This is a genomic window from Streptomyces sp. NPDC023723 (genome assembly GCF_040639815.1).
In the GTDB taxonomy this organism is placed as follows: domain Bacteria; phylum Actinomycetota; class Actinomycetes; order Streptomycetales; family Streptomycetaceae; genus Streptomyces.
Window position 1 is genome coordinate 1 of the sequence record NZ_JBFAAP010000088.1, and the last position, 20,718, is coordinate 20,718.

19 protein-coding genes and 1 pseudogene are annotated in these 20,718 nt (G+C 73.7%); 14 read left to right on the plus strand and 6 right to left on the minus strand.

Features of this window, described 5'->3' with window-relative positions:
- From entE to AB0G32_RS38770, 5 genes and pseudogenes are all read left to right on the plus strand, one after another.
- Positions 1 to 369: pseudogene (gene entE, locus AB0G32_RS38750) on the plus strand (2,3-dihydroxybenzoate-AMP ligase); the annotation flags it as partial.
- A 23-nt stretch (positions 370 to 392) separates the two neighbouring features.
- Positions 393 to 1,025, plus strand: a complete 633-nt coding sequence (locus tag AB0G32_RS38755; RefSeq protein WP_361175156.1) for an isochorismatase family protein — start codon at positions 393 to 395, stop codon at positions 1,023 to 1,025.
- Positions 1,026 to 1,028: 3 nt separating this feature from the next.
- Positions 1,029 to 1,256 carry a phosphopantetheine-binding protein gene (locus AB0G32_RS38760; protein ID WP_361175159.1) on the plus strand — a complete coding sequence of 76 codons (228 nt, stop codon included), beginning with the start codon at positions 1,029 to 1,031 and terminating at the stop codon, positions 1,254 to 1,256.
- Positions 1,253 to 5,137 carry an amino acid adenylation domain-containing protein gene (locus AB0G32_RS38765; protein ID WP_361175162.1) on the plus strand — a complete coding sequence of 1,295 codons (3,885 nt, stop codon included), beginning with the start codon at positions 1,253 to 1,255 and terminating at the stop codon, positions 5,135 to 5,137. Before AB0G32_RS38760 ends, AB0G32_RS38765 begins: the two co-directional genes overlap by 4 nt.
- Positions 5,134 to 5,334, plus strand: coding sequence for an MbtH family NRPS accessory protein (locus tag AB0G32_RS38770; protein ID WP_361175165.1), 201 nt, complete (start codon positions 5,134 to 5,136; stop codon positions 5,332 to 5,334). Before AB0G32_RS38765 ends, AB0G32_RS38770 begins: the two co-directional genes overlap by 4 nt.
- Positions 5,335 to 5,392: 58 nt before the next feature.
- Here the strand turns inward: AB0G32_RS38770 and fes are convergent, their stop codons facing one another.
- On the minus strand, positions 5,393 to 6,664 hold the full coding sequence (fes, locus tag AB0G32_RS38775) for an enterochelin esterase (protein ID WP_361175206.1): 1,272 nt from the start codon (positions 6,662 to 6,664) through the stop codon (positions 5,393 to 5,395).
- Between the two features lie 142 nt (positions 6,665 to 6,806).
- Between fes and AB0G32_RS38780 the strand changes: the two genes are divergently transcribed.
- Positions 6,807 to 8,549, plus strand: a complete 1,743-nt coding sequence (locus tag AB0G32_RS38780; RefSeq protein ID WP_361175168.1) for a hypothetical protein — start codon at positions 6,807 to 6,809, stop codon at positions 8,547 to 8,549.
- Between the two features lie 76 nt (positions 8,550 to 8,625).
- Positions 8,626 to 9,675: a YncE family protein gene (locus AB0G32_RS38785; protein ID WP_361175171.1), complete on the plus strand. Its 1,050-nt coding sequence runs from the start codon at positions 8,626 to 8,628 to the stop codon at positions 9,673 to 9,675.
- Between the two features lie 39 nt (positions 9,676 to 9,714).
- Here the strand turns inward: AB0G32_RS38785 and AB0G32_RS38790 are convergent, their stop codons facing one another.
- Positions 9,715 to 10,365 (minus strand): TetR family transcriptional regulator, encoded by a 651-nt coding sequence (locus AB0G32_RS38790; protein WP_361175176.1) that lies wholly within the window; start codon positions 10,363 to 10,365, stop codon positions 9,715 to 9,717.
- A 194-nt stretch (positions 10,366 to 10,559) separates the two neighbouring features.
- On the opposite strand from AB0G32_RS38790, the gene AB0G32_RS38795 reads away from it, so the two are divergent.
- The 3 genes from AB0G32_RS38795 to hemC all read left to right on the plus strand — a co-directional run bounded on the left by AB0G32_RS38795 (position 10,560) and on the right by hemC (position 13,433).
- Positions 10,560 to 11,540, plus strand: coding sequence for an ATP-dependent DNA ligase (locus AB0G32_RS38795; RefSeq protein WP_361175209.1), 981 nt, complete (start codon positions 10,560 to 10,562; stop codon positions 11,538 to 11,540).
- A gap of 131 nt (positions 11,541 to 11,671) precedes the next feature.
- Positions 11,672 to 12,448 (plus strand): NPP1 family protein, encoded by a 777-nt coding sequence (locus tag AB0G32_RS38800; RefSeq protein ID WP_361175179.1) that lies wholly within the window; start codon positions 11,672 to 11,674, stop codon positions 12,446 to 12,448.
- Positions 12,449 to 12,497: 49 nt separating this feature from the next.
- The gene (gene hemC, locus AB0G32_RS38805; protein ID WP_361175182.1) at positions 12,498 to 13,433 is read left to right on the plus strand and encodes a hydroxymethylbilane synthase; all 936 of its coding nucleotides are present in this window, start codon (positions 12,498 to 12,500) and stop codon (positions 13,431 to 13,433) included.
- Positions 13,434 to 13,469: 36 nt separating this feature from the next.
- Here the strand turns inward: hemC and AB0G32_RS38810 are convergent, their stop codons facing one another.
- Positions 13,470 to 14,003 (minus strand): hypothetical protein, encoded by a 534-nt coding sequence (locus AB0G32_RS38810; RefSeq protein ID WP_361175185.1) that lies wholly within the window; start codon positions 14,001 to 14,003, stop codon positions 13,470 to 13,472.
- Between the two features lie 325 nt (positions 14,004 to 14,328).
- On the opposite strand from AB0G32_RS38810, the gene AB0G32_RS38815 reads away from it, so the two are divergent.
- A complete protein-coding gene (locus tag AB0G32_RS38815; RefSeq protein ID WP_361175212.1) occupies positions 14,329 to 15,120 on the plus strand; it encodes an RNA polymerase sigma factor SigF in 792 nt (263 codons plus the stop codon).
- Between the two features lie 18 nt (positions 15,121 to 15,138).
- Here AB0G32_RS38815 and AB0G32_RS38820 read toward each other — a convergent pair whose 3' ends face one another.
- Positions 15,139 to 15,453 (minus strand): ANTAR domain-containing protein, encoded by a 315-nt coding sequence (locus AB0G32_RS38820; RefSeq protein WP_361175188.1) that lies wholly within the window; start codon positions 15,451 to 15,453, stop codon positions 15,139 to 15,141.
- 203 nt (positions 15,454 to 15,656) lie between these two features.
- Between AB0G32_RS38820 and AB0G32_RS38825 the strand changes: the two genes are divergently transcribed.
- Positions 15,657 to 16,460 carry a VOC family protein gene (locus tag AB0G32_RS38825; protein WP_361175191.1) on the plus strand — a complete coding sequence of 268 codons (804 nt, stop codon included), beginning with the start codon at positions 15,657 to 15,659 and terminating at the stop codon, positions 16,458 to 16,460.
- Positions 16,461 to 16,462: 2 nt separating this feature from the next.
- Here AB0G32_RS38825 and glgX read toward each other — a convergent pair whose 3' ends face one another.
- Together glgX and AB0G32_RS38835 are read right to left on the minus strand one after the other, a co-directional pair.
- A complete protein-coding gene (glgX, locus tag AB0G32_RS38830; protein ID WP_361175194.1) occupies positions 16,463 to 18,619 on the minus strand; it encodes a glycogen debranching protein GlgX in 2,157 nt (718 codons plus the stop codon).
- On the minus strand, positions 18,616 to 19,134 hold the full coding sequence (locus AB0G32_RS38835; protein WP_361175197.1) for a pep a2: 519 nt from the start codon (positions 19,132 to 19,134) through the stop codon (positions 18,616 to 18,618). The genes glgX and AB0G32_RS38835 overlap by 4 nt, the downstream gene beginning before the upstream one ends.
- A gap of 233 nt (positions 19,135 to 19,367) precedes the next feature.
- Here AB0G32_RS38835 and AB0G32_RS38840 point away from each other — a divergent pair, with 233 nt between their 5' ends.
- On the plus strand, positions 19,368 to 19,676 hold the full coding sequence (locus tag AB0G32_RS38840) for a DUF5133 domain-containing protein (RefSeq protein ID WP_361175200.1): 309 nt from the start codon (positions 19,368 to 19,370) through the stop codon (positions 19,674 to 19,676).
- Positions 19,677 to 19,726: 50 nt separating this feature from the next.
- On the plus strand, positions 19,727 to 20,718 hold a 992-nt coding region (locus AB0G32_RS38845), incomplete at its 3' end, for a maltotransferase domain-containing protein (protein ID WP_361175203.1).

Here is a 20,718-nt window from a genome sequence, read left to right on the forward strand (position 1 = left end):
GACATCGTCCGCCGCCTGCCCACCGGCCACCTCGTCGTCGAAGGCCGGGCCAAGGACCAGATCAACCGCGGCGGCGAGAAAATCGCCCCCGAAGAGGTCGAGAACATCATCCTCGCCCACCCCGCCGTCCACGACGTCTCCGTGGTCGCGGTACCCGACGAGTACCTCGGCGAACGCTCGCTGGCCTACGTCATCCTGCGCGAGGACGCCGAGCCGCTGAAGCCGGTGGCCGTCAAGCGGTTCGTCCGCGAGCGCGGCATCGCCGCCTACAAGGTCCCCGACCTCGTCGAGTTCGTGGCCGCCTTCCCGCAGACCGGCGTGGGCAAGATCAGCAAGAAGCAGCTGCGGTCCGCCGCCGAACAGTCCTGACCGCATCCGAGAGGACTCCCCCCATGGCACTTCCCGCCATCGCCCCCTATCCGCTCCCGGCACCGGCGGAACTCCCCGAGAACCGCGTGTCCTGGACCGTGGACCCGGCGCGTGCCGTCCTGCTCGTGCACGACCTGCAACAGCACTTCCTCGGCGCCTTCCCGGCCGGTGAGCAGCCGCTGACCGGCATGCTCGCCAACACCGCGCGGCTGCTGACCGCGTACCGGCGGCTCGGCGTCCCGGTCGTCTACTCCGCCCAGCGCGGCGGCCAGACCCCCGAGCAGCGCGGTCTCCAGCTGGACTTCTGGGGTCCCGGCGTCGCCGACGACCCGGCGAAGCTCGCCACGCCGGAGCCGGTCGCCCCGCAGGACGGCGACACGGTGCTGACGAAGTGGAAGTACAGCGCGTTCGTGCGCACCGAACTGGCCGAGCTGATGCGGGACAAGGGCCGCGACCAGATCGTCATCGCCGGGGTGTACGCGCACATCGGCGTGCTGATGACCGCCGTCGACGCCTGGCAGCGGGACATCAAGGCGTTCGTCGTCGCCGACGCGGTCGCCGACTTCTCCCGCGCGGACCACGACCTGGCCCTGCGCTACGCGGCCGGCCGCTGCGCGGTCGTGACCACCACCGACACACTCCTGAAGGAGGTCTGAGGCATGGCGCTCAGCGTCGATCAGATCCGTACCGACGTCGCCGACTGCCTCGGCGAGGACGTGGCGGACATACCTGTGGACGAGAACCTCGTCGACTACGGCCTGGACTCGGTCCGCATCATGGCGCTCCTGGAGCGCTGGCGCCGCGAGCACGCCGTCAAGGCCGACTTCGCGGACCTCGCCGAGCAGCCGGCCATCGAGGTCTGGGCACCGCTGCTGGGGGTGGCATGACCGCCCCCGTCGACACAGCGGCCCCGGCCGCCGTACTGCCGCTGACCGCGGCCCAGTCGGGCATGTGGTTCGCGCAGGCCCTCGATCCGCTGAGCCCGGCGCAGAACACCGCCGAGTGCCTGGAGATCGACGGGCCGCTGGACGCCGCCCTGTTCGCCCGGGCGCTGCGCCGGGTGGCCGCGGAGGCCGAGACGCTGCGGGTGCGCGTCGAGGACACCCCGGACGGGCCCCGGCAGCACCTCGCGCACTCCGTCGAACCGCCGCTCACCGTACGGGAGGCGGCCACCCCGGCCGAGGCGGAGGCGTGGATGCGCGCCGACCTGGCCGAGCCGTTCGACCTGGCGACCGGGCCGCTGTTCCGGCACGCCCTGTTCCGGGTCGGCGCCGACCGCTGGCTGTGGTACCAGCGCATCCACCACCTCGTCATGGACGGCTACGGCTACTCGCTGCTGGTGCGCCGCACCGCCGAGGTGTACTCGGCGCTGGCCGCGGGCGAGGAGCCCCCGCCGCGTTCCTTCGGCACCCTGGCCGATCTGGTCGCGGACGACGCCGCCTACCGTTCCTCGGCCGCCTTCGAGGCCGACCGGGCGCACTGGACGCAGGCGTTCGGGGACCGTCCCGAGGCCCCCCGGCTGGCCGGCCGCGGCGCGTTGCCGTCCCGTGCCTTCCACCGCCGTACCGCCCACCTCTCCCCGGCGACCACCGAGCGGCTGAAGGAGCTGGCGCAGCGGCTGCGCGCCACCTGGCCGGACGTGCTGATCGCCGCGCAGGCCCTGTACACCGCCCGCGCCACCGCCCGCACCGACGTGGTGCTCGGCCTGCCGATGATGGGCCGCATGGGGTCGGTGGCGCTGCGGGTGCCCGGCATGGTCATGAACGTGCTGCCGCTCAGGCTCACCGTCACCCCGGACGCCACCTTCGCGGAGCTGGTCCGGCAGGTGGTGCTCGGCATCCGCGAGGTCCGCCGCCACCAGCGCTACCGCTACGAGGACATCCGCCGCGACCTGGGCCTGCTCGGCGAGAGCCGGGCCCTGGTCGGCCCGCTGGTCAACGTCATGCCGTTCGACTACGGCGTGGACTTCGCCGGCGCCCCGGCCCGCGCCCGCAACCTGTCCGCGGGCCCGGTGGACGACCTCACCGTCAACATCTACGACCGCGCCGACGGCCGCGGGCTGCGCATCGACCACGACGGCAACCCGGCGCTGTACGCGGAGCCGGACCTCGCCGCCCACCAGGAGCGGTTCCTGCACCTGGTGGACCGGCTGGCCGGCACCGACCCGCAGTCCCCGCTCGCCGTGCACACCATCGCCACCCCGGCCGAACACGCCCTGGTGGTCGACGAGTTCAACCGCACCGAGCGGGCCCTGCCGCCGACCACCCTGATCGGCCCCATCGAGTCCCGGGCCGCCCGCACCCCGGACGCCACCGCGCTGGTCTTCCAGGACACCGCGCTCACCTACGCCGAGCTGAACGCGCGCGCCAACCGCCTCGCCCGGCACCTGCAGTCCCGCGGCGCCCGGCCGGGCACGGTGGTGGCGGTGTCGGTGCCGCGCTCGGTGGAGCTGATCGTGTCGCTGCTCGCGGTGCTGAAGGCGGGCGCCGCCTATCTGCCGCTGGACCCGGACTACCCGGCGCAGCGGCTGGCGTACATGCTCGACGACGCCGAGCCCGTGTGCGCGGTCACCGACCGCGCCGGCCGGCTCCCCGCGGACACCGGCACCGAACTGGTGGTCCTGGACGGCCTGGACACCTCCGGATACGCCTGGACCGACCCGGCCCGCGCGCTCACCCCGGCGCACCCCGCGTACGTCATCTACACCTCCGGGTCCACCGGCCGCCCCAAGGGCGTCGTGGTGCCGCACCGGGCGATCGACAACCGGCTGCGCTGGATGCAGGCGGAGTACGGGCTCACGGCGGCCGACCGGGTGCTGCAGAAGACGCCGTCGTCGTTCGACGTGTCGGTGTGGGAGTTCTTCTGGCCGCTGCGCGAGGGCGCGACGCTGGTGGTCGCCGAGCCCGGCGGGCACAAGGACCCGGTGTACCTGGCCCGGCTGATCCGCGAACGCGGGATCACCACCTGCCACTTCGTGCCGTCGATGCTCCAGGTGTTCCTGGGCGCGCCGGAGGCCGAGGGGTGCGCGGGGCCGCTGCGCCGGGTGTTCTGCAGCGGCGAGGCGCTGCCCCGGGAGACCGCGGCCGCCTTCGCGCGCACGCTGCCGGGCGTCGGGCTGCACAACCTGTACGGGCCGACCGAGGCCGCCGTGGACGTCACGTACCACGCCTGCGACCCGGCGGACTCGGGTCCGGTGCCGATCGGGCGGCCGGTGTGGAACACCCGGCTGCACGTCCTGGACGCCGCCCTCCAGCCCTGCCCGCCCGGGGTGCCGGGCGAGCTGTACCTGGCGGGCGCGCAGCTCGCGGACGGCTATCTGGGCCGGCCCGAGCTGAACGCGACCCGGTTCGTCGCCGACCCGTTCGGCCCGGCGGGCACCCGGATGTACCGCACCGGCGACCTGGCCCGCTGGACGGCCGACGGCGAGGTCGAGTACCTGGGCCGCACCGACCACCAGGTCAAACTGCGCGGCCAGCGCATCGAACTGGGCGAGATCGAGGCCGCGCTGGCAGCGCTGCCCGGGGTCGAGGCGGCCTGTGCGCTGGTCCGCGAGGACCGGCTGGTCGGGTATGTGACCGGCGGCGCGGACCCGGTGGAGATCCGGACGGCGCTGGCCCGGGAGCTGCCCGAGCACATGGTCCCGGCGGCCGTGGTGGCGCTGGCCGCCTTCCCGCTCTCCCCCAACGGCAAGCTGGACCGCCGCGAACTGCCCGCCCCGGTGTTCGCCGGCGGCACCGGGGCGCGGCCCTTCGCGTCCGCCCGGGAGGAGGCTCTGACCGGCCTGTTCGCCGAGGTGCTGGGCGCGGAGGGGGTCGGTCCCGACGACGCGTTCTTCGACCTGGGCGGCACCTCGCTGCTCGCGGTGCGGCTGGTCGGGCGGGTCCGGGAGGAGTTCGGCGCCGAGCTGACCATCGGCTCGCTGTTCGAGGCGCCGACACCGGCCGCGCTGGCGGCCCGCCTGGACGCCGCCGCGCCCGCCTCCGACGACGCGCTGGGCGTCGTACTGCCGCTGCGCGCCGAGGGCGAGGGCACGCCGCTGTTCGGCATCCACCCGGCGGGCGGGCTGGCCTGGTGCTACGCGGGACTGACCGCGCGGCTCGGCCCCGGGCAGCCGGTGTACGGGCTCCAGGCCCGCGGTCTGACCGGCGACGCGGAACTGCCCCGCACCCTCCAGGAGGAGGCCGAGGACTACGCGGCCCGTATCCGCGAGGTCCAGCCGCACGGCCCCTACCGGCTGCTGGGCTGGTCGGTCGGCGGGGTCCTCGCGCACACCGTCGCCGTGCTGCTCCAGGAGGCCGGCGAGGAGGTCGCGCTGCTCGCGCTGCTGGACGCGTTCCCGTCCGAGCAGTGGCGGGAGCGGCCCGCACCCGAGGAGGGCGACGCGCTCACCGCCGTGCTGCGCATGGCGGGCTTCGACCGCACCACCGAACGCACCCGCGAGGACGTCCTCGCCACCCTGCGCGCGGCGGGCAGCCCGCTGGCCGGACTCACCGACCGCACCCTGTCCCGGATCGTCGACATCGTCCCCAACCACGCCCGCATGATGCGCACCCACGAACACCGGGTCTACGACGGTGACGTGCTGTTCTTCACGGCCGCCGCGCCGCGTGCCGAGGACTGGCTGACCAGGCGGGCGTGGCGGCCGCACGTGACCGGGGAGATCGTCAACCTCGATCTGGACTGCACCCATCCGCAGCTGATGCGGGACCGGTACCTCGACGACATCGCGGCGGTGCTGGCCGCCCGGCTGAAGGAGCTGGACGCATGACCCCCGACACGCTGAGCCCTTTCGACGCCGGCGCCGACGACGGTCCGGGCGGCGGGGACAGCCATCTGGTGCTGGAGAACGCGGGCGGGCTGCGGTCCCTGTGGCCGGTGTGGCGGGCGGTGCCGGCCGGGTGGACGGTGCGCTTCGGCCCGGCCCCGCACCCGGCGTGCCTGCGCCGGGTGGCGGCGGCGGGGTGAGGCGCGCGGCGGCGGCGCGGCGACCGGCCGGGCCGCCGCCCGCGCGAGGCGGCCCGGGTCAGCGGCCCAGCAGCGCCACGAGCCCGTCGGCCAGTTCGGTGCGCCAGCACAGGTAGTCGTGACCGCCGTTGAACTCCCGGTAGGAGGAACCGTGGTACCCGAGCCGCCGCAGGGTGTCGCGCAGCCGCCGGGCCGCCGGGAGGGCCACCCACTCCTGCTCGCCGAAGGAGAGCCAGAACCGCACCGGCAGCCGCGGCACCGCGGCGAGGGTCCGGGTGAGCCACTCGGCGTCGTCCCCGGCCGGCCACCAGAACGAGCCCGACTGGACCAGGGCGTTGCCGAACCGGTGCGGGGCGGCCACCGCGGCGTACGCGGCGGTGAGTCCGCCCAGGCTCTGCCCGGCGACGACGGTGCGGGCCGGGTCCGCGCTGAGCGGGAGCCGCCCGGCCGCCCACGGCAGCAGTTCGTCGGCGAGGTGGGCGACGTACCCGGGCCGGCAGCTCAGTTCGGCCCAGCGGGTGGGCTCGTCCACGGCCTCCGGCAGCACGGCGGCCAGCGGCGGCAGCCGTCCGTCGGCGATCAGGTTGTCCAGCAGGTGCGCGAGGCCGAGCCGGGGTCCCCAGTGCTCGCCGTCCAGCAGCACCAGCACCGGCAGCCCGGCGGCCGGCGCCGGTGGGCCGGGCGGCGCGTACAGCCAGACCCGGCGGTCCCCGCCGAGGCGCGCGCTCGGCAGCCGGTGCTCGACGACGGTGCCGCGCGCGACGTCCGGCCGCGGCCGCCAGTCGGCCGCGTCGGGGGCGGCCGGGAGTTCGGCGTACGACACCGGCTCGCCGCCCCAGCGGCGCGGCAGGGCCCGGTCGTTGAACGGGTCGGGGCGGGGGGCGGCGCGCAGCCGCCGCCAGTAGGCGGGTCCGGTCTCCTCGATCCCCTCGTCGACGTGGAAGTCGTAGCTGCCGCGCCAGTCGTGCCGCAGACGCAGCGTCCAGTGCCAGACGTCGGTGCCGGGCACCCGCTCCATCAGGTTGCCCGCGGGCTCGCGCGGGTCGCCCAGCTTGTTGGGCAGCACCTCGACGGCGCGGGTGGCCGGGGTGCCGCGCCACAGGAACGTCACCGCGCGGTGCTCCGGCCCGCCCTGCGGGTCGGGACCCACCAGCGGCGTGCCGAGGCGGCGGACCCGCGCCCAGAACTCCTCGGCACCGCCGGGGCCCGGCAGCGGCAGCGCCCGGACCGGCCGCGCCAGCCGCGGCACCGGGTGCGGCCTGGGCAGCCGGGGCGGGCGGGTCGCCGTGCCGACCGGCGGTCCGGTGAAGGGATTGTGCGTGGGGTCCATTTGACTGCTCACGATCTTCATATTAGGTTAGCCTCACCTTACTTGATCGCACGTCGCCTTCCGCGCCGGCCGCAGCCGCCCCCCAACGTGCCTCCTCTTCAAGCGTCCTTCGGTGACGTTCGCCTGCCCAGGAGCAGCCATCATGACCTCTGACAGATCCGCTTCGCCCGCCGGCGCCCGGCTGGGCCGGGTGGTCGCCCTGACCGCCGGTGCCACGCTGGGACTGGGCGCCCTCGTCGCCGTCCCGCTGGCCGCGGCCGGTGCCGACGGCGCGGGTGTCACCGACACGGTGGCGCTGGCCGCGGACACCGCCCCGGCCGCCCCCGCGGTCGCCCTGGGAACGACCTCGGTGCGGGCCGGCGGCGAGGTGTCGTTCACCGCCACCGGCTTCCCGGCCGGCGGGACACTGAGCGTCAAACTCGACGACGCGACGCTGCTGAAGCAGTTCACCATCGGGGCGGACGGCAGCGTCTCGGACAAGGTGACGGTCCCCGCCGACACCGCCGCCGGCGTCGGCCACTGGCTGCGGTTCCTGGCGACCGGGACGAGCGTCAAGAGCGAGAGCCTGACGGTCACCGCGGCCGTCACCGCCTCTCCCACGCCGACACCGACGCCAACGCCCACGCCCACGCCCACGCAGAGCACCGCTCCGGCCGCCGAGCCGAAGGTGAAACTGACCAGCGGGAGCAAGGTCGCCGCCGGCGGCAAGGTGTCCTTCGCCCTCTCCGGGTTCGTCAAGGGCCAGAACGTCACGGTGAAACTGGACGACAGCGAGATCCTCGGCCAGTGGACCGGCGCGGTGCGGTCCGACGGGACCTTCTCCGGCACGGTGACCGTGCCCGAGTCGACCCCGGCGGGCGCGCACTGGCTGCGCGTGCTGGCACCGGACCCGGCGACCAGTCTGAAGGCGGACCTCACCGTCACGTCGTCCTCGTCCTCCTCCGGCGGCTCGGGGACGACCGGCGGGTCGGGCGGGTCGGGCGCGTCCACCGGGAGCGGCGCCACGGACAGCGGCTCGGACTCGGGTTCCACCGGCAGTTCCTCCGGCACCTCCGCCACCATCACCGCCGGCTCCCAGGTGGCCGCGGGCGGCAAGGTCTCCTTCCGGGTGACCGGCTTCCCGGCCGGACAGCAGCTGACCGTGAAGCTGGACGACAGCGACATCCTCGGCCAGTGGACCGTGGGCTCCGACGGCTCCTACGCGGGCAGTGTCACGGTGCCCTCGGACGCCACGAAGGGCGCCCACTGGCTGCGCTTCCTCGCCCCCAACCCGCCCACCAGCCTGCGCGCCGACTTCACGGTGACCTCCGGCACCAGCTCCGCCGCCGCGTCCGGCGGCTCCGCCCCGGGCAGCTCCGCGACCCCCGTCCCCGCTGCCTCCGGCGCCCCGGCCAGCGCCACCAACGACGCCGGCGCCAAGGCCGAGATCACCGCCAGCGAGGTGCAGCCCGGCGGAACGCTGCACTTCCAGGTGACCAAGTTCCCGGCCGGCAAGCAGGTCACGATCAAGCTCGACGACGAGGCCATCCTCGGCCAGTGGAAGACCGACGAGAACGGCTCCTACGAGGGTGATGTGACCGTCCCCGCGGACACCTCCGCCGGCGCCCACTGGCTGCGTTTCCTCGCACCCGACCCGCCCACCTCGCTGAAGGTGGAGTTCACGGTCAACGCCGCCGCCGCCACGGACACGTCGTCCTCGTCCTCCACCACCGCCCCGGACACGGCGGCGGCGGGCACGCTGGTCAGCGCGGCCGACTCCACCGTCTCCTACGCGACCATCGCCTGGTCCGCGGCGGCCGCCGCGGCCGGGGGTGCCGCCGGAGCCGCCGCGACCACGCTGATGGTCGTGCGCCGGCGCGCCGGCCGGCCCGCGCACGGCGCGTGACACCGGCGCCCGCCGGGCGCCCTTCAGAGCCACTTCCCCGTAGTCCGACCGTTCCCCATCAAGGAGTTCCTTCACCATGTCCCGTACCCGCACCCACCGCCGTACCGCCGTCGCCTCGGCCGTCGCCGTCGCGGTCGCCGCCGGCAGCGTCGTCACCCTGGCCGGCACCGCTTCGGCGCACACCAGCTCTTCGACGGTCAGCACCGCGAAGCTCACCAAGGGCCTGTACCAGTCGGCCTACTCCGAGCGGAACAACGTGCTGTGGGTCACCGCCGCCGTCGGCCGCCCGCCGGTCACCGAGTCCCACCTGCTGAAGGTCGACCCGAAGACGCTCGCGATCAAGTCGGACATCACCCCGCCGGTCACCGACACCGCCACCGGTGCCGTCGAGGCCGTCTACGGCGTCGCCGTGGACGACGAGCACAACACCGTCTGGACCACCAACACCAGAAACAACACGGTGTCGGTCTACAGCCAGCGCACCGGCGAGCACCTCGCCACCCTGCCGAACGTCAACCACGCCCGCGAGATCGTCGTCGACGAGAAGCACGACACGGTCTGGGCGAGCGGCTTCAGCGACGGCACGCTGGTCGCCTTCGACACCAAGTCGCTCACGGAGAAGCGGCGCGTCACCGTCGACGGCGCCGGCCCGACCGGCCTGGCCGTCAACGAGAAGACCGGCACGCTCTACGCCGCCGACCTGAACAACGACCGGCTGATCGAGGTGAAGCGCGGCTCCGACACCCCCGCCTTCATCGCGGCCGGCGACGGCCCGATCTCCGTCTCGCTGTCCAAGAACGGCAAGACCGCCTACACCGCCGACCAGACCTCGGGCACCCTGTCCGTGATCGACCTGAAGTCGGGCACCACCACCAAGTCCGTGGCGACCGGCGCGGGCGCCCTGTCGGTGGCCACCGACGAGCGCTCCGGCGACGTCCTGGTCGTCAACCGCACCGACGCCAACGTGACCCGGGTCGACGTGAAGACGGGCGTCGTCGAGGAGACCGTCGCCACCGGCGCCAACCCCAACCACGTGGAGGTCGCCGACGGCACCGCCTACGTGGTCGACAAGTCGGGCGCCGGCACCGCCGAGGACACCCTCACCGAGATCCGCCTCGCCCGCTGACCCACCGCGAGCCCGGCGCCCGTCATCCCCCCGCTACGGTCAGCGGCGGTGGGTGACGGGCGCCGTCCACATGCCCACGACCGCGTCGACCAGGCCGTCGGCCGCCGCCCGCCAACTGGCCCGCGCGGTCGGCCGGTGCTCGGCCAGCGCCCGCTCCCGCTCGGCGGCCGTGTGCACGATCAGATGGCGGGCCATCTCGCCCCGCTCGGCCCGGATCTCGGCCGGCAGGTCGGGCAGGCACGGCGAGAGCCCGTCGAGGATGCGCCCGAGCGACGGCGATCCGAAGGACTCCTCCGTCATGATCCGGCGCAGCGCCGGGTCGGTCATCACCTGGGCACAGAACCGCGCGTACCAGGTGGGGCCGGGCAGCGCCGCGAGGTGGTCGTACAGCGGCCGCACCAGACAGTCCACCCAGTCCCGTACGCCGGCGGCGGCGCCGAGCGCGGCCAGTTGCCGGGCCCGGTTCGCCTCGATGCCCGCCGCGTGCCACTGGGCGATCGCGCGGACCAGGTCGGCCTTGGTGCCGAAGTGGTAGCCGACCGCCGCGTTGTTGCCCTGTCCGGCGGCCTCGCTGACCTGCCGGTTGGAGACCGCGTACACCCCGTGCTCGGCGAACAGCCGCTCGGCCGTGGTCAGGATCAGCCGCCGGGTCGCGCCGACCTGTTCCGCCCGTACCGGCCTGCCCGCCATGATCACCACCGCGCCGGGACCGCCGTTCCGCCCCGCGCCGCCCGGTCCCTTGGATCGTCGCAGGTCACCGCCGTCCGGCGGGCCGTTCCCCGTACAGTACGGCAGCCCGCCGCCGGGCCGGGCGGACGGCGCCGTTCAGGCGAACCTGGGCGCCGCCGCGCGTGGCGGCCCGCCGCGGCGTCGACATCTTCCCCGTGGAGCTGCCGCTGATCCCGCCCATGCTCGCCACGCCCGGCACCCTGCCGCCCGCGGCGCAGGACGCGCGCTGGGCCTACGAGACCAAGCAGGACGGCCAGCGGGTGATGGTCTACCTGCCCGGGGACGGCAGTGTGCTGCTGCGCGCCCGCTCCGGTCAGGACATCACCGCCGCCTACCCGGAACTGCGGCCGCTGGGCACCGTGCTCGGCACCACCCCGGCCGTGCTGGACGGCGAGGTGCTGGCGCTGGACGCCGACGGCCGCGCCGACTTCCAGCTGCTCCAGTCCCGGATGGGCCTGGCGCACGCGCCGGTCCGGGCGGCCGAGCGCGCGGCCCGGGTCCCGGTCCACCTGGTCCTCTTCGACCTGCTGCACCTGGGCAGCCGCCCGCTGCTGTCCCTGCCGTACACCCGGCGGCGCGGCCGGCTGGAGGAACTGGAGCTGGCCGGGCCGGCCTGGTCGACCCCCACCGCACTGGTCGGCCACGGCGAGCGGGCGCTGCTGGCCACCCGGGAGCACGGCCTGGAGGGGCTGGTGTGCAAGCGGCTGGACTCGATGTACGAGCCGGGGGTGCGGTCCCGGGCCTGGATCAAGATCCGCAACATGCGCAGCGAGGACGTGGTGATCGGCGGCTGGCTGCCCGGCAGGGGCCGGCTGACCGGGCTGCCCGGCGCGGTGCTGGCCGGTCAGCGCGCCGCCGGACGCCTGCGCTACGTGGGCGGGGTGGGCACCGGCTGGAGCGAGGCGGAGCGCACCGAGCTGGCCCGGCTGCTGCGGGCCGCCCGCACCGACGTGTGCCCCTTCGACCCGGTGCCGGCGGTGCCGGACGCCCACTGGGTGGTGCCCCGGCTGGTGGGCGAGGTCCGGTTCAGCACCCGGACCCGGGAGGGCATGCTGCGCCAGCCGTCCTGGCTGCGGCTGCGGCCCGACCTGGCTCCGGCGGAGTCGGCCGCCGACATCCCCGACGACCTGGTGTGAGCGGGGACCTGTTGTTGGGCTGCGCTTCATTCCCGTGACGCCCTGCGCCTCTTGGCACGGAAGAGGAACGACGGCATTCTGAACTCCCCTTCCCCCCACAGCCGTTGGGCTGCGCCCAAGAGGAGGACGCAGTGTCGTCGAGCAGATCCGCCACCCGCCGCAGAAGATGGCTCGGCACGGTCGCCGGGGCGATAGCCCTGGTCGTCGCCTTCCCCGCCACCGCCTTCGCCGCCCCGCCGCCGGCCCTCCCCCAGAACGCCGACCCGGCCGAACTCGCCTACCAGCCCGCCTTCGACTACGACACGGACGGCTGCTACCCGACCCCGGCGATCAGCGCCGACGGCACGGTCAACGGCGGCCTCAACCCGACCGGCGCCCTCAACGGCAACTGCCGGGACGCCACCGACCTGGACAACACCAACGGCTACGCGCGCGCCAAGTGCGACGGCGACTGGTGCGCGTACATGTACGGCCTGTACTTCGAGAAGGACCAGGCCCTGCCGGGCAGCAGCATCGGCGGCCACCGGCACGACTGGGAGCACGTCGTGGTGTGGGTGCGGGGCAACACCGTGGAGTACGTGTCGACCTCCAACCACGGCTCGTTCACCGTGCACGCGCGCTCCGAGGTCCGCTTCGAGGGCACCCACGCCAAGGTCGTCTACCACAAGGACGGCATCAGCACGCACTGCTTCCGGCTGGGCACCGCGAACGACGAGCCGCCGGAGAACCACAAGGGCAGCTGGCAGTACCCGGCGCTGGTCGGCTGGAACGGCTACCCGGCGGGCGTGCGCGACAAGCTCAGCGGCTACGACTTCGGCAGCGCCAATTTCGGCCTCAAGGACGCGAGCTTCGCCGCGCACCTGACCTCGGCGAAGCCGGCCGGCATCGTCTTCGACCCGAACGCCTGAACCGTGCGCGGTGCGCGACCGGTGCCCCTCCGGGCACTATCGTGTCCGCATGTCCACTCCCGAGCTGATCCGTGTCGTCTCCCGTGACTCGCCCATGGCGCTGGCCCAAGTGGCCCGCGTGCAGGACGAGTTGGCGGCAGCTTTGCCCGGAGTGCGCACCGAGGTGGTGCCGGTCAGGACCACCGGTGACAAGTGGCTGGGCGATCTGGCGCAGGTCGAGGGCAAGGGCGCCTTCACCAAGGAGGTCGACGCCGCGCTGCTGGCCGGCGCGGCCGATCTCGCCGTGCACTGCGTCAAGGACGTGCCGGCCGACCGGCCGCTGCCGGCCGGCACGGTGTTCGCCGCGTTCCTGGCGCGGGACGACATCCGGGACGCCCTGATCCACCCGGGCGGGCTGACCCTGGACGAGCTGCCGGCCGGCACCAGGATCGGCACCTCGTCGGTGCGCCGGGTCGCCCAACTGGCCGCCACCCACCCGCATCTGACCTGCGTGCCGTTCCGCGGCAACGCCAACCGGCGGCTGGCGAAGCTGGCCGCCGGGGAGGCGGACGCGCTGCTGCTCGCCGTCTCGGGCCTGGAGCGCATCGGGCGTACCGACGTGATCAGCGAGGTGCTCTCCGCCGAGACGATGATGCCGCCGATCGGCGCGGGCATCCTGGCGCTCCAGTGCCGGCAGGACGACACCCGGCTGATCGACGCGGTCAGCGCGCTCGGCCACCCGGACACCCACCGGGAGGCCACCGCCGAGCGGATGTTCCTGCATGTCCTCCAGGGCCACTGCAACAGCCCGATCGCCGGGTACGCCCGGGTGGACCGCAGCGGCGAACTCTCCCTGCGGGCCTGTGTGTTCACCCCGGACGGCAAGACCCGGCTGAACGCCCACGAGTGGGCGGGCCGGCTGGACCCGGCCACCCTGGGCACCTCGGTCGCGGTGGCGCTGCTGCGCCAGGGCGCCCGGGAGATCATCGACGGCATCGCGCACTGACTTCGGGCCGGCCGGATCGGGCGGTCGGTCGGGCAGTCAGGCGGTTCCTTCCTCGGCCTGGTCCTGCGGGTGTCCCTGGAGGAACGTGGTCATCTGCCGTTCCAGTTCCTCCCGCCCCGCGGACGGGCACGCGCCGCCGGGGCTCTCCACCAGGCCGACGCCGCCGGTCCACAGCCGCCGGCCGGTCCACTCCTCGTCGATCCGCAACTGCACCTGCACGTCCAGCTGTCCGAGGTCGGCCTCCGGGCCGGCCGCGTGCACGACGGCGGTGACCCGGCGCAGCGGATAGACGTCGAAGCCCTCGACGAACTGGGAGTTGCGCCAGTCGATGAAGGCGCCCTCGCCGTCGGGGCCGAGGCGGACGTCGATCTGACCGTCCTCCAGGTGGACGCAGAAGCGCTGCTCGCCGCGGTTCTCCACGGTCACCCGGAGCCGGAAGTAGGTGAGTCCCTCGGCGGCGTCGTCCCGGCCGCGCGGCGGCTCGCCCGGCTCGACACGGTGGACGCGGACCCGCAGTCCGGGGTGTTCGTCGTACTCCTGCCAGTCCCCGACCACGTTCGGCTCGTACACGGTGCACCCTCTCGACCTCTTGGAGCTGCTTCCTATCTGTGTGCTCAGTACACTGTCAAATGCGCGGAATGCTCGCTGGCCAGGGAGTTCGCCCTTTTTGTTCGCGATCAAGCGCTGCCCAGGAAGAACGGTCGGCGACCCGGAGCGGCAGCCGCGGCGGACGTGCCGCACATCACGTCGCCGGTGATGAACATCAACAGGCAGACCACCTCGGCCGCGGTACTACCCGTCCGATATTTCACCTCATGTGATTATTTGTTTGGATACTGGTGTGCCGGGGAATGCCTTGGGAGTGCTGTGTCCCCTGCCGAGGGAGGTGCGCATGATGCGTATCGCCGGCCGAACCAAGCCGCACCCGCACGACGACGCCCCCGACACCGGCGCGGCCTTCGCGCGGCTCGCGGGACTGCCGCCGGGCGCGGAACGCAAGGCGCTGCGGGACGAGCTGATCCAGGTCTGGCTGCCGATGGCCGAGCGGATCGCGGTCCGCTTCCGGGGCCGCGGCGAGAGCCTGGAGGACCTCTACCAGGTGGCGGCACTCGGCCTGGTCAAGGCCGTCGACCACTACGATCCGGCCCGCGGCCACGCGTTCGAGGCGTATGCCGTGCCGACCGTGACCGGCGAGATCAAGCGGCACTTCCGCGACCACATGTGGACCCTGCACGTGCCGCGCCGGGTCCAGGACCTGCGCAACCGGGTGCGCCGGGCGGCCAAGGAGCTGGCCCAGACCACGCCGGGACGGGCGCCCACCGTCGAGGAGATCGGCGCGTACGCGCACCTGAGCACCGACGAGGTGCGGACCGGCATGGAGGCGCTGGAGTGCTTCACCGCGCTGTCGCTGGAGGCGGAGATGCCCGGCACCGACGGCTACGCCCTCGGGGACGCGCTCGGCGGCCTCGACCCGGCGTTCGACACGGTGGTGGACCGGGTGGCCGTCCAGCCCTGTCTGATGGCGCTGCCGGAACGCGAGCGGACCATTCTCTACCTGCGCTTCTTCCGCGGGATGACGCAGAGCTGCATAGCGCAGCAGCTCGGCATCTCCCAGATGCACGTCTCCCGGCTGCTGAGCACCTGCTTCGCCCGGCTCCGCGAGGAGATACTCGCCGAGACCCGCTGAGCCGTGCCGGCCGCCGTGCTAGCCGGCGGTCCCCGGGATCTGCACCGGGCCGTGCCGGTCCAGGGCGTCCTCCAGCGCGGCCCGGATCTCGCGCGGCATCGCCCCGGTGCGGCCCCAGACCAGGATCAGCTCGGCCACGTTGCGCAGTTTGATGTTGGTGTGCTGGGAGACCTCCCGCAGCACCAGCCAGCCCTGGTCGGGCGCCACCCGGCCGAGCACCACCACCATGCCGATCGCCTGGTCGACCACGGCGTGCGAGACGACCGCCTCCTTGAGCTGGCGGACCTGTTCCTGAAGCTCGGCCAGCTGCTCCGGGCCCCCGTCTGCGGACATGGTCACCTCCGGTCGCTCCGACGCATCCATCGTCACCACGGTTCGCGCTCCCTGCCACCGGGCCCGCCGCTGGGCCGTCCGGGGTCAACCCGCGTAGTTTTGGTGGTCTCGTAGGGGTACTCGGCGGGCGCACTCGACGGTTCCGGCCGGACACTGGTGGGGAACCGGTGGCTGCCGGTGGACGAGACCAGGACGCGACTGCCATGAACCACGACATGACCTCCCCCGCCGGAGTGCGGAACGTACTCTCCACGCACTCCGTGTACGGGGCCCCCTGCTGGGTGACCCTCACCAGCCGTGATCTCAAAACCACCGAGGAGTTCTACTCGGCGGTGCTCGGCTGGCAGTGGAGACCGGCCAGGCTCGGCGACCGTTTCCGGATCGCGATGGCGGACGGCGCGCCGGTCGCCGGGATCGCCGCGGTCGCCGGGATGTGGCAGATGGCGGTGGCCTGGATGCCGTACTTCGCGGTGGTCAGCGCCGATCAGGCGGCCGGGCGGGTGCAGGAGCGCGGCGGTACCGCGGCGGTCGGCCCGATCTCCTTCCCGCCCGGCCGGGCGGCGCTGCTGGCCGACCGGGACGGGGCCGCCTTCGGGGTCTGGGAGGGCGAGCTGTTCACCGACTGGGAGACCTGGCGGCACGCCCAGCCCGCCTTCATCCGGCTGCACACCCGGGACGCGTTCGACGCGGCCATCTTCTACGGCGAGGTGCTGGACTGGGCGACCGGCCGGCCCGGCGCCTGCGAGGTCGGCTACGAGGGCGGCGAGGTGGTGCTGCGCAGCGCCGGCGAGGTCGTGGCCCGGATCGAGTCGGGCGCGCTGGAGGCGGCGCCCGACCCGGCCGTGCGGCCGCACTGGCAGGTGCACTTCTTCACCGCCGACGTCACGGCCTGCGTCCGGGCCGCCGAACTGCACGGCGGCAGCGTGCTGGCCGCCGCGCCGGACGAGGCCGTGCTGCGCGACCCGGACGGCGCGCGGTTCACGGTGACCACGCGCCGCGGACGCTGACGTCATGCCCGCTCCCGGCCGGCCCGGGACGGCCGGGACAGCAGCACCAGGCTGCGCGGCTCCACGGTGAGCCGGGTGCCCGCCTTGTGCTCCGCCTCGTCGGGGGCGCCGTCCGGTTCGGCGGTGTCGACGAGGGTCGCCCAGCGCTCGCCGTAGGAGGCGTCCGGCAGCCGGAAGACGGTCGGCTCCCAGTGGCTGTTGAGCAGCAGCACGAAGGAGTCGTCGGTGACCGGCCGGCCGCACGGGTCGGGTTCGGCGATGGCGTCGCCGTTGAGGAACACGCCGACGGCGTGCGCGTCCGGCCGCCGCCAGTCGTCGTCGGTCATCTCCCGCCCGTCGGGCCGGAGCCAGACCAGGTCGGGCAGCGGCTGTCCGGCGTGCGTGACGGTGTCGCCGCGGAAGTAGCGGCGGCGGCGCAGCACCGGATGGGCGGCGCGCAGGCCGATGACCTGCCGGGCGAAGTCCAGCAGGCCGCGCTGCCCGCCGGTGAGCCGCCAGTCCACCCAGGAGATCTCGTTGTCCTGGCAGTAGGCGTTGTTGTTGCCGCGCTGGGTGCGGCCCAGTTCGTCGCCGTGGCAGAGCATCGGGATGCCCTGCGACAGCATCAGGGTGGCCAGGAAGTTGCGCTGCTGGCGGGCGCGCAGCTCCGTCACGGCCGGGTCCTTCGTCGGGCCCTCGGCGCCGCAGTTCCAGGACCGGTTGTGGCTCTCGCCGTCCGCGTTGTCCTCACCGTTGGCCTCGTTGTGCTTGTCGTTGTACGACACGAGGTCGCGCAGGGTGAAGCCGTCGTGCGCGGTGACGAAGTTGACGCTGGCCCGCGGGCGGCGCCGGCTGTGCTGGTACAGGTCGGAGGAGCCGGTCAGCCGGGACGCGAACTCGCCGAGGGTGTGGTCCTCGCCGCGCCAGAAGTCCCGTACCGCGTCGCGGTACATGCCGTTCCACTCCGACCACAGCGGCGGGAAGTTGCCCACCTGGTAGCCGCCCTCGCCGACGTCCCAGGGCTCGGCGATCAGCTTGACCCGGCTGATCACCGGGTCCTGCTGGATCAGGTCGAAGAACGCCGAGAGCCGGTCCACCTCGTGGAACTGCCGGGCCAGGGTGGCCGCGAGGTCGAAGCGGAACCCGTCGACGTGCATCTCGGTCACCCAGTACCTGAGCGAGTCCATGATCAGCTGGAGCACGTAGGGGTGCCGCATCAGCAGGCTGTTGCCGGTGCCGGTGGTGTCGTAGTAGTGCTGCCAGTCGCCGTCCACCAGGCGGTAGTACGAGGCGTTGTCGATGCCCCGGAAGGACAGGCTGGGGCCGTTCTCGTTGCCCTCGGCGGTGTGGTTGTAGACCACGTCGAGGATGACTTCGAGGCCCGCCTCGTGCAGCGTCTTGACCATCGCCTTGAACTCGGTGACCTGCTGGCCGAGGGTGCCGTGGGCGGCGTAGCCGTTGTGCGGCGCGAAGAAGCCGATGGTGTTGTAGCCCCAGTAGTTGGCGAGGCCCCGGTCCTGGAGGACCCCGTCGTGCACGAACTGGTGCACCGGCATCAGCTCCACCGCGGTCACGCCGAGCGAGGTGAGGTGCTCGACGACCGCCGGGTGCGCGAGGCCCGCGTACGTGCCGCGCAGCTCCGGCGGGACGTCGGGGTGGGCGCGGGTCAGGCCCTTGACGTGCGCCTCGTAGATGACGGTGTCGGCGTAGGGCCGCCTGGGCGGGCGGTCGTCGCCCCAGTCGAAGAACGGGTCGGTGACCACGCCGAGCAGGGTGTGCCCGGCGCTGTCGGCCGGGTCGGGCCGGCCGCCGGCCCGTTCCAGCAGGGAGGGGTGGTTGTCCATCGAGCCGTCCACCGCGCGGGCGTACGGGTCGAGGAGCAGCTTCGCCGGGTTGCAGCGGTGGCCGACGGACGGGGCCCAGGGCCCGTGCACGCGGTAGCCGTAGCGCTGCCCCGGTCCGACGCCGGGCAGGTGGCAGTGCCAGACGAAGCCGTCCACCTCGGGCAGGGGCACGGTGGTGTGGGCGCCGTCGTCGTCGACGAGGACCAGGTCGACGCGTTCGGCGACCTCGCTGAACAGGGCGAAGTTGGTGCCCTGACCGTCGTAGACGGCACCCAGGGGGTAGGGGTGCCCGCTCCAGACGGGCGCCCCCTTCCAGTCCGGCCGCGCCGCGGTCACCGGGCCTCCTCCAGCACGCCGTTGCCGCCCGCGGCGCCCGGCGCGGCCAGCCGGGCCACCGGCAGGATCTCGCGCGGGACCTCCAGGCCCTCCTGGGTGATGGGCGTCGGCGCGCTGGCCACCAGCGGGACGCGGGCGCCGGCCCGGGCCCGCTGGGAGAACCAGATGACCTTGGCCCCGGTGTCGGTGGCGCAGCAGCCCCAGCCGTCGCTGGTCGCGGCGAGGTGCCGCAGGCAGGCGCGGAGGTCCTGGTCGGGGCGGAGGGCGTGGTCGTTGCCGCCCACCGCCGTGATGAGGTGCTGGCCGTTCCACCACAGCTCTATCGACGTGTTCTTGTCGCTCGCGTGCTCGTCGATCGCCCGCAGCAGCATCTCGGTGCCCCGGCAGACCGGGTCCACGAGGTTGTCCAGGTTCCAGAACCGGAGGTGCGCGGCCAGGATGCGCCGGACCTGGCCGACCCGTTCGGGGCTCACTTCCACGTCGAGGTGGTAGTAGCAGGGCACTGCGCTCTTCATCGTCGTCGGCTCCTCACCGCGAAGCTCCGCTCCCTCCCGTCCCTGAACGGGACGGGCCCCGAGCACGAAGCGTGAGCACGTATCGCTTCTGAGTCACTCCAGAGTGGGAGCAGTAGTCCATTCGTGCAACACGAGACTGTCGTTGAAGATCCAACAAGACGCTGCGTCGCCGTCCATGCACCATGTGTGAAGAACTCGATCGCCCGTGATCGAGCCCCGAAGGGAACGGCACCATGCTGCTACCTGCGAAAGCCGAGGTCGACCGGCAGCTACGGCGTTACCGGGACCGGGAACGGACGATGCTGGCCTCGCCCGCCGACCTGTCGGCCCGGGCCGTCTTCGAGGACTCCGGTTACACCCTGTGCGTGCTGATGGGGAAGCGGTGTGCGCGGGAGGCCGCGGACGCCGCCGAGCGGTATCTGGCCGGCCTGGTCACCCATGCGCAGGAACGGGACGAGCGGCCCCGGGCGGCCGGACGGAAGGCGTCGGTCGTGGACCGGCGGACCCCGGCGGGGAGCGCGGTCCCCTCCGGCGCGGTGTGAGACCGGTCCGGGCCCCGGCCCGGCTTCAGCAACGGCGGAGGTGAGAACCGATGAGCACGACCCCGGAGATCGGGCGCATTCCGGTGCGTGATGTGCACCCGGCGGTGGAGGGCGGCAGGCGTCCGGCGAAGGCGGTGGCGGGTGAGACGTTCGAGGTGACCGCCACCGTGTTCCGGGAGGGGCACGACGCGGTCGGCGCCAATGTCGTGCTGGAGGATCCCGAGGGCCGGCCCGGCCCGTGGACGCCGATGCGGGAGCTGGCGCCCGGCACCGACCGCTGGGGCGCCGAGGTGACGCCGACCGCTGCGGGGCGCTGGACCTACCGGGTGGAGGCGTGGAGCGATCCGCTGGCCACCTGGCGGCACACCGCGCGCATCAAGGTCCCGGCCGGTCTCGACACCGGCCTGGTCCTGGAGGAGGGCGCGGAGCTGTACGAGTGGGCGGCGGCGGGGCTGCCCGACCGGTCCGCCCGGTCCGTGGTCCGGGCCGCCGCGGCGGCGCTGCGGGACGACACGCTGCCGGTGGACGTCCGGCTGGCGGCGGCGCTGACCCCCGAGGTGGACGCGGTGCTCGCCCGCTTCCCGCTGCGGGAGCTGATCACCTCCTCGCCCGCGATGCCGCTGCTGGTGGAACGGGAGCGGGCACTGTACGGCGCCTGGTACGAGTTCTTCCCGCGCTCCGAGGGCACCCCGGAGCGTCCGCACGGCACCTTCCGCACCGCCGCCCGCCGGCTGCCGGCCATCGCCGCGATGGGCTTCGACGTCGTCTACCTGCCGCCGGTCCACCCCATCGGCACCACTCACCGCAAGGGCCCCAACAACACGCTGTCCGCCGGGCCGGGCGATGTGGGGGTGCCCTGGGCGATCGGTTCCCCGGAGGGCGGGCACGACGCCGTCCACCCGGACCTCGGGACCATCGAGGACTTCGACCTGTTCGTGGCCGAGGCGCGGGAACTGGGCCTGGAGATCGCCCTCGACTTCGCGCTCCAGTGCTCGCCCGACCACCCCTGGGTGCACAAGCACCCGGAGTGGTTCCACCACCG

Excerpts from the sequence above, each read along its gene's own strand:
- AB0G32_RS38755 (WP_361175156.1), top strand. The coding sequence starts at position 393 with ATGGCACTTCCCGCCATCGCCCCCTATCCGCTCCCGGCACCGGCGGAA.
- AB0G32_RS38760 (WP_361175159.1), top strand. The coding sequence starts at position 1,029 with ATGGCGCTCAGCGTCGATCAGATCCGTACCGACGTCGCCGACTGCCTC.
- AB0G32_RS38765 (WP_361175162.1), top strand. The coding sequence starts at position 1,253 with ATGACCGCCCCCGTCGACACAGCGGCCCCGGCCGCCGTACTGCCGCTG.
- AB0G32_RS38770 (WP_361175165.1), top strand. The coding sequence starts at position 5,134 with ATGACCCCCGACACGCTGAGCCCTTTCGACGCCGGCGCCGACGACGGT.
- fes (WP_361175206.1), bottom strand. The coding sequence starts at position 6,664 with ATGGACCCCACGCACAATCCCTTCACCGGACCGCCGGTCGGCACGGCG.
- AB0G32_RS38780 (WP_361175168.1), top strand. The coding sequence starts at position 6,807 with ATGACCTCTGACAGATCCGCTTCGCCCGCCGGCGCCCGGCTGGGCCGG.
- AB0G32_RS38785 (WP_361175171.1), top strand. The coding sequence starts at position 8,626 with ATGTCCCGTACCCGCACCCACCGCCGTACCGCCGTCGCCTCGGCCGTC.
- AB0G32_RS38790 (WP_361175176.1), bottom strand. The coding sequence starts at position 10,365 with ATGGCGGGCAGGCCGGTACGGGCGGAACAGGTCGGCGCGACCCGGCGG.
- hemC (WP_361175182.1), top strand. The coding sequence starts at position 12,498 with ATGTCCACTCCCGAGCTGATCCGTGTCGTCTCCCGTGACTCGCCCATG.
- AB0G32_RS38815 (WP_361175212.1), top strand. The coding sequence starts at position 14,329 with ATGCGTATCGCCGGCCGAACCAAGCCGCACCCGCACGACGACGCCCCC.
- AB0G32_RS38820 (WP_361175188.1), bottom strand. The coding sequence starts at position 15,453 with ATGTCCGCAGACGGGGGCCCGGAGCAGCTGGCCGAGCTTCAGGAACAG.
- AB0G32_RS38825 (WP_361175191.1), top strand. The coding sequence starts at position 15,657 with ATGAACCACGACATGACCTCCCCCGCCGGAGTGCGGAACGTACTCTCC.
- AB0G32_RS38835 (WP_361175197.1), bottom strand. The coding sequence starts at position 19,134 with ATGAAGAGCGCAGTGCCCTGCTACTACCACCTCGACGTGGAAGTGAGC.
- AB0G32_RS38840 (WP_361175200.1), top strand. The coding sequence starts at position 19,368 with ATGCTGCTACCTGCGAAAGCCGAGGTCGACCGGCAGCTACGGCGTTAC.